Origin of the sequence: Antarctobacter heliothermus (assembly GCF_900188425.1) — a bacterium.
GTDB classification, from domain to species: Bacteria; Pseudomonadota; Alphaproteobacteria; order Rhodobacterales; family Rhodobacteraceae; genus Antarctobacter; species Antarctobacter heliothermus.
Window position 1 is genome coordinate 1 of record NZ_FZON01000115.1, and the last position, 5,423, is coordinate 5,423.

The window sequence follows — 5,423 nt, forward strand, 5'->3', positions numbered from 1 at the left end:
GAAGTCGGGCACCGCCCAGTCGAGGCCGACCAGGCTCAGTAGGCTTTCAACGAACCCGGTCGTCTGCCGGAGCGCCATGCCGAAAAGGACTTTCATCGTCAGGCATGCCTGGATCGCGGCGTCGCTATAGAGCGGCTGCCGGCCTCGCTTGCCGGTCGGCGGTGGCACCCAGACCATGTCCGGGTCGAACCAGATCGTCAGGGAGCCGCGCTGCTTCAGCGCTTCGTTGTAGGCCGGCCAGTTCTTGGTCTTGTAGCTCGGCGGGATCGGTCTGCTCATGCAGGACAGCTACCACGCTGGATTCACGAGATGAATCCCTCAACCAGCCTTTGCGCAACAAAGCCCATCCAATCGCTGCCTGCGTCCCTACGCAAACACCAACAGTCACGGCCTTATTTGTCGGTTCAATTTTGGCGGTCATGCTTTTTGTACTACCTGCCTGTGCCCAAACCGACGCACATCCAATGCCTGAGAATGCCAGTGCCAAAAGTTACGGTGATGGATGGGAATGCAACGTTGGCTACCGGCTGAACGAAAATGCCTGCGTCGCTGTGGTCGTGCCGCAAAACGCATTTGCCACGAACCGGTCCTACGGTTCGGGATGCGAATGTCTGCATGGGTTTCGCAACACCGATGACGCTGTTTGTGTTGTAGTCGACGTGCCCGAGGGTGGATTTTTGGACTCGTCAGGCGAACGGTGGCGTTGTTTGCGCGGCTACATCAAGGTCGACAACGCATGTCAGGAGATCGTGCTGCCAACGAATGCGTACTTGGCAGATTCCTCAGATGGCTCCAGCTGGACGTGCGAACGCGGGTTTGAACTATCTGGCGACCAGTGTACTGCCATTGCGGTTCCGGCCAACGCCTTTCTGAACGGATCTGGATACGGTCAGCCCTGGACATGTGAGCGCGGCTTCATTGAGCAGGCTGGTCTGTGCGAATCCGTCGTGATCCCCGTAAATGCATATTTTGACGACCCAACCTACGGCTCTGGGTGGAAGTGTGACCGGGGATTTGCCGCCTCTGGCGAGACATGTGAGCTGACTGTTGTTCCTGAAAACGCCCATCTGGACAGATCGGGCAACCGCTGGGAATGCGACAGGAATTTTCAAAAGTCCAAGGGGCAATGCGTGCTGAACAACTAGGCGCGAGCCACGGCACCTACCCACTTCAAAAGGCGCAGGTGAGGACGATTCTGTCCTCCGTGCCAACGTATCAAGGGAAATCAAAATGGAAACCAAATCTGGCACTGTCGATACAATCCGCCGCCCCGTCAGGGGGGCGCAAGCGCCACCAATAACACAGATCAAACCCGCAGGCTTGACGTCAGGCAGGCAGGTCACAGGTTCACCGACGGCAGTCGTCTACTGCGAGGGGAATTTCGCGCAAATTGATGGCAAGACTGCGAACGGCCTTGTCCGCCATTCACAAGCGTATCGCATCCTTTCTGTCGTCGACAGCACCTATAGCGGACAAGACAGCGGATCCGTTCTCGACGACACAATCAACCGCATTCCGATCGTTGATCATCTGGAGGCTGCCGTTGCCCTTGAAGCCGTCATACCCGATACGCTCATCTATGGGATGGCTCCGTCAACGGGACGTCTTTCGACCGCAGACCGAGGCGTGGTTCTGCAAGCGATAAAGCTTGGCATGAACATCGTAAGCGGGCTGCATGAATATCTGAGCGATGACAGCGAAATAGCCAATGCTGCTTTGGGGCGAAATGTCACGATTCGCGACATCCGCAAACCGAAACCCAGCAAGGATATGCGCCTGTTCGATGGCAGTGTCGCTGGTGTCAAAGCGCTGCGGATCGCAGTTCTTGGCACCGATTGCGCGATTGGGAAGCGAACAACGGCAACCGTTTTAGCGCAGGCCCTGAATGCGAAAGGCATCAAAACAGTGCTTGTCGGCACGGGCCAGACCGGCCTCATGCAGGGCGCGAAATACGGTATCGCAATGGACGCTGTGCCGCCCCAGTTCTGCTGTGGCGAGCTTGAAGGCGCGATTGTTGCGGCGTCTGAAGCGGAACAACCCGATGTTATTTTGATCGAAGGCCAGGGCGCATTGAGCCATCCCGCGTTCTGTACATCCGCCTTTATCCTGCGGGGGAGCCAGCCGGATGCCGTCATCCTTCAGCACGCGCCGAAACGTGCACATCGCTGTGACTTTCCCAATATGCCAATGCCATCTGCGACAAGTGAAATTGAACTGATCGAAGCCTTTGCCGATACAAAGGTCATAGGTGTCACGCTGAATCACGAAGGGATGTCTGAGGCCGAAATCAGCGATACCATCGCGGTGCAATCACAGAAACTTGGACTGCCGGTAACAGATGCTTTGGCCCGACCGGCTGCACATTTGCTTGCGATGGTAGTCGCCGCCTACCCCGGCTTGACACCAAGGCCGTCTATGGCCGCAATATGAGCTGCCCGCGCATCGAGGTGGATCTCAGCAAGATACGTCGCAACACGCAGACCCTTGTTAAGCGCTTGGGCCTGCGTGGGATCGGCGTCACAGGCGTGACCAAGGCTGTCTGTGGGCATCCTGCGCTCGGTCAAGCCATGCTCGATGGCGGAGCTGAGGGGCTCGCTGATGCGCGGATCAGCAATGTGCAAAGGTTGCGTGCGGCAGGCATGACGGGCCCCATCACTCTGATCCGTTCGCCGATGTTAAGCCAAGCCGATCAAGTCGTTCGGTCCTGCGAAGCGAGCTATAACACAGAGATCTCGGTCATTTCGGCGTTGGCTGCCGCCGCGATCCGCAATGGTTCCGTCCACGGTATCGTCCTAATGGTCGAAATGGGTGACTTGCGCGACGGGATATCACCCGAGCACCTAGAAAATATTGCGCAGCAGGTCATGCAGATGTCTGGGGTCGCGTTGAAAGGGATCGGCGCAAATTTTGCGTGCTTGAACGGGCTTGCCCCGACCGCGTTGCAAATGGCCGCTTTTTGCGACCTCGCGAATGAGATTGAGGGTGTTTGCGGCCCGTTCCTCAAGACTGTGTCAGGTGGCAACTCAGCCAACTTGCCCTGGGCGCTTGGTGAACGCGCGACAGGTCGTGTCAACGACCTCCGTCTGGGTGAGGCGATCCTTCTGGGTGTTGAGCCAGTGTCTGGGGACCAGATCGGCGGGATGCACACGGACGCCTTCACTCTTGTTGCCGAAGTTATCGAAACGGATGCAAAATCCCCACCTTCCCCTATCGCCCTGATCGACCCAACTACAGAACGACTTCGCATTGTGACAACCAGTGCTGCCTCTGCGCGCATGATCCTCGCGATGGGACATCAGGACACCGACATTCCGGGGCTTTCAATGCCTGTTGGAAGCACATTGATCGGTGCAACCAGCGATCATCTTGTAATTGGAACACCCCGAACCCTGCCAAAGGTCGGTTCCGAGGTGAGATTCCAGATGAATTACAATGCGTTGATGCATGCCATGGCCGCGCCGGACATCAAAGTAGAACTCATGGGCAATCCACCCACACGACCAACACGGCACACCCAAGGCAAGGTCGACCACTTGGCGCTGGTTTGAAAGACCTCGCTTGGTCCAGCCGACGCGAAACCACAAAGGAAACTGAAGAATGACGAAACTCACAAAAAACACTCTGTTCAAAGTGTCTGACTCCAAACCCGAAACCCCGATGGATAAGACGACGCGTGTTGTCAGACAAATGGTCGACGAAGAAACGGAACAACGTGTCGCCAGGAATTCCCGACTGCGCAACGCCCGCCTTGAAAGAGAAGCGAACAAGCCACCTGTAACCAAAGCTTCAGAAGCGTCCAAATCGCGTCGCACCAAAGCCGCTTCAACGCGGTAGTTGAACTTCGGCGGTTTTGTGTGCGTTAAATGCTCCGCTGGGAAACAGGCACTTCAATCAGGCTGAAATCGGCCAGGGTTGTTCCCAGAACTTCCAATTGTCCCAGCCGATCACAAGGATCCATCCATGACAGACGCAGACCGTTCCCCAGAAAAAATCCACTATATCTGCCAGACTTATGTTGAAACCAAAGCTGGGCGCAATGGGCAGACAGGCCTGAAGATTGCCAAGCAATTTGAATATTCCACAGCATCGGAAGCAACAAGCAGAGCTGAACGAGAGGCTCTATCCGAGGATTGCGCAGGCGCCGACGCCTACATGGTCACCGAAGACCCAACCAGTGGAGAAGTCGGCGACCCAAGCTTTCTTGTAAGGCTAGGAAATGTCCCCGAAGTGGCCGACTTTTAGGATCGCAAAAATAGCAGCGGCCTGCCCGGAGTTCGTACCCCTCAAACGTGACAATACACTGGTTAGCAGGAGCTTAGGAGGCGAGACGCCTCCTCGAGCCAAGCCGTGCAAACCAAAAAAACAGCCATTCGATCACCCGCCGCCAACGGCAGCTTTGTTCCGCGACTTGATCCTTGAGCGTTTCGTTTTCGCTGCGGCTCGCATGAATGATCGGTTTTCCCGCCGCGCAGCGGCATAGAAATTTTCGCTGTTGCAGCACTTTCTGTCAATCGGCACCGAATGTCGCCCCCCCCTGTAGGCGCCCAAAAATGACCCCCTCTGGTGCGACGGAAGCTGGCCCGATGCGGTGTAGGCTCCACACAGCGCAGCCGTATCGGGCCAGCGGCGTTCCCGTTGCTCGCGGGTCTTGAAGCGCCAGCTCTCGTTGCCGGTTTCGAGGATCTCACAATGGTGGGTGAGGCGATCGAGGAGCGCCGTGGTCATCTTTGCGTCACCAAAGACGGTGGGCCATTCGCCGAAGTCGAGGTTGGTTGTCACGATGATCGAGGTGCGCTCATATCCCAATCCATGATCGCCACCAGATAAAGGAACCCACGACGCATTGGCAGGTATGTAATGTCCACGCACCAGACCTGATTTGGCCTGTCCACCCGCAACCCGCGCAAGAGGTAGGGATAGGTCTTGTGCCCCTTCGCGGGCTTGCTGGTGTTGGGCTTCTGATAGATCGGCATCAACCCCATCAGGCGCATGAGCCGCCGGATGCGCTTCTCGTTCACCGCATGGTCCTCGTTGCGCAGGTGCCATGTCATCTGACGCACGCCGAAGAAGGGCGTCTCCAGAAACTGCACGTCGATCAACCGCATGAGGTCGAGGTGCTGCTCGGTCTCGCCCTGTGGCGTGTAGTAGAATGATGACCGCGGTATCGACAGAAGCGCGCACTGTTGGCCGATCGACAGGTCAGGATGGTCGCGTTCGATCATGCCACGCCTCACTTCCCGCCCCAGGGCTTGAGCTTTCTTTCCAAAAAAGAGTTGGCCACCGCCAGCTCTCCGATCTTGGCATGCAGATCCCGAACCTGATCCTCGTCGATGACAGGCGCCTTGCGGCTGCCGCGCTCAAAGACACCAGACCCCCCGTCCAGCAGTGCGCGTTTCCACTGATTGATCATCGTCGCCTCTCGG

General features: G+C 57.1%; 6 protein-coding genes and 4 pseudogenes. 5 read left to right on the forward strand and 5 right to left on the reverse strand.

Annotation, left to right across the window (positions count from 1 at the left end):
- Positions 1-279: transposase (locus CHB90_RS25430; RefSeq protein ID WP_170941098.1), on the reverse strand; the 279-nt coding region annotated here is incomplete at its 3' end.
- A 185-nt stretch (positions 280-464) separates the two neighbouring features.
- Between CHB90_RS25430 and CHB90_RS25435 the strand changes: the two genes are divergently transcribed.
- The 5 genes from CHB90_RS25435 (at position 465) to CHB90_RS25450 (ending at position 4,242) form a co-directional block, all read left to right on the forward strand.
- Entirely contained in the window at positions 465-1,145 is a 681-nt protein-coding gene (locus CHB90_RS25435) for a hypothetical protein (protein ID WP_245823388.1), read from the forward strand.
- 85 nt (positions 1,146-1,230) lie between these two features.
- The gene (locus CHB90_RS25440) at positions 1,231-2,430 is read left to right on the forward strand and encodes an N-acetyltransferase DgcN family protein (RefSeq protein WP_089280492.1); all 1,200 of its coding nucleotides are present in this window, start codon (positions 1,231-1,233) and stop codon (positions 2,428-2,430) included.
- The gene (locus CHB90_RS25445) at positions 2,427-3,548 is read left to right on the forward strand and encodes an alanine/ornithine racemase family PLP-dependent enzyme (protein ID WP_089280493.1); all 1,122 of its coding nucleotides are present in this window, start codon (positions 2,427-2,429) and stop codon (positions 3,546-3,548) included. Before CHB90_RS25440 ends, CHB90_RS25445 begins: the two co-directional genes overlap by 4 nt.
- Before the next feature lie 49 nt (positions 3,549-3,597).
- A complete protein-coding gene (locus tag CHB90_RS26400) occupies positions 3,598-3,834 on the forward strand; it encodes a hypothetical protein (RefSeq protein ID WP_141135982.1) in 237 nt (78 codons plus the stop codon).
- 126 nt (positions 3,835-3,960) lie between these two features.
- Positions 3,961-4,242: a hypothetical protein gene (locus tag CHB90_RS25450; RefSeq protein ID WP_089280494.1), complete on the forward strand. Its 282-nt coding sequence runs from the start codon at positions 3,961-3,963 to the stop codon at positions 4,240-4,242.
- Positions 4,243-4,638: 396 nt separating this feature from the next.
- Here the strand turns inward: CHB90_RS25450 and CHB90_RS25455 are convergent.
- The 4 pseudogenes from CHB90_RS25455 to CHB90_RS25465 form a co-directional block, all read right to left on the reverse strand.
- Positions 4,639-4,800, reverse strand: a pseudogene (locus tag CHB90_RS25455) (ATP-binding protein); the annotation flags it as partial.
- A 2-nt stretch (positions 4,801-4,802) separates the two neighbouring features.
- Positions 4,803-4,964 (reverse strand): annotated as a pseudogene (locus CHB90_RS27635) (IS3 family transposase); the annotation flags it as partial.
- A gap of 3 nt (positions 4,965-4,967) precedes the next feature.
- Positions 4,968-5,222, reverse strand: a pseudogene (locus CHB90_RS27640) (IS3 family transposase); the annotation flags it as partial.
- 8 nt (positions 5,223-5,230) lie between these two features.
- A pseudogene (locus CHB90_RS25465) lies at positions 5,231-5,423 on the reverse strand (IS3 family transposase); the annotation flags it as partial.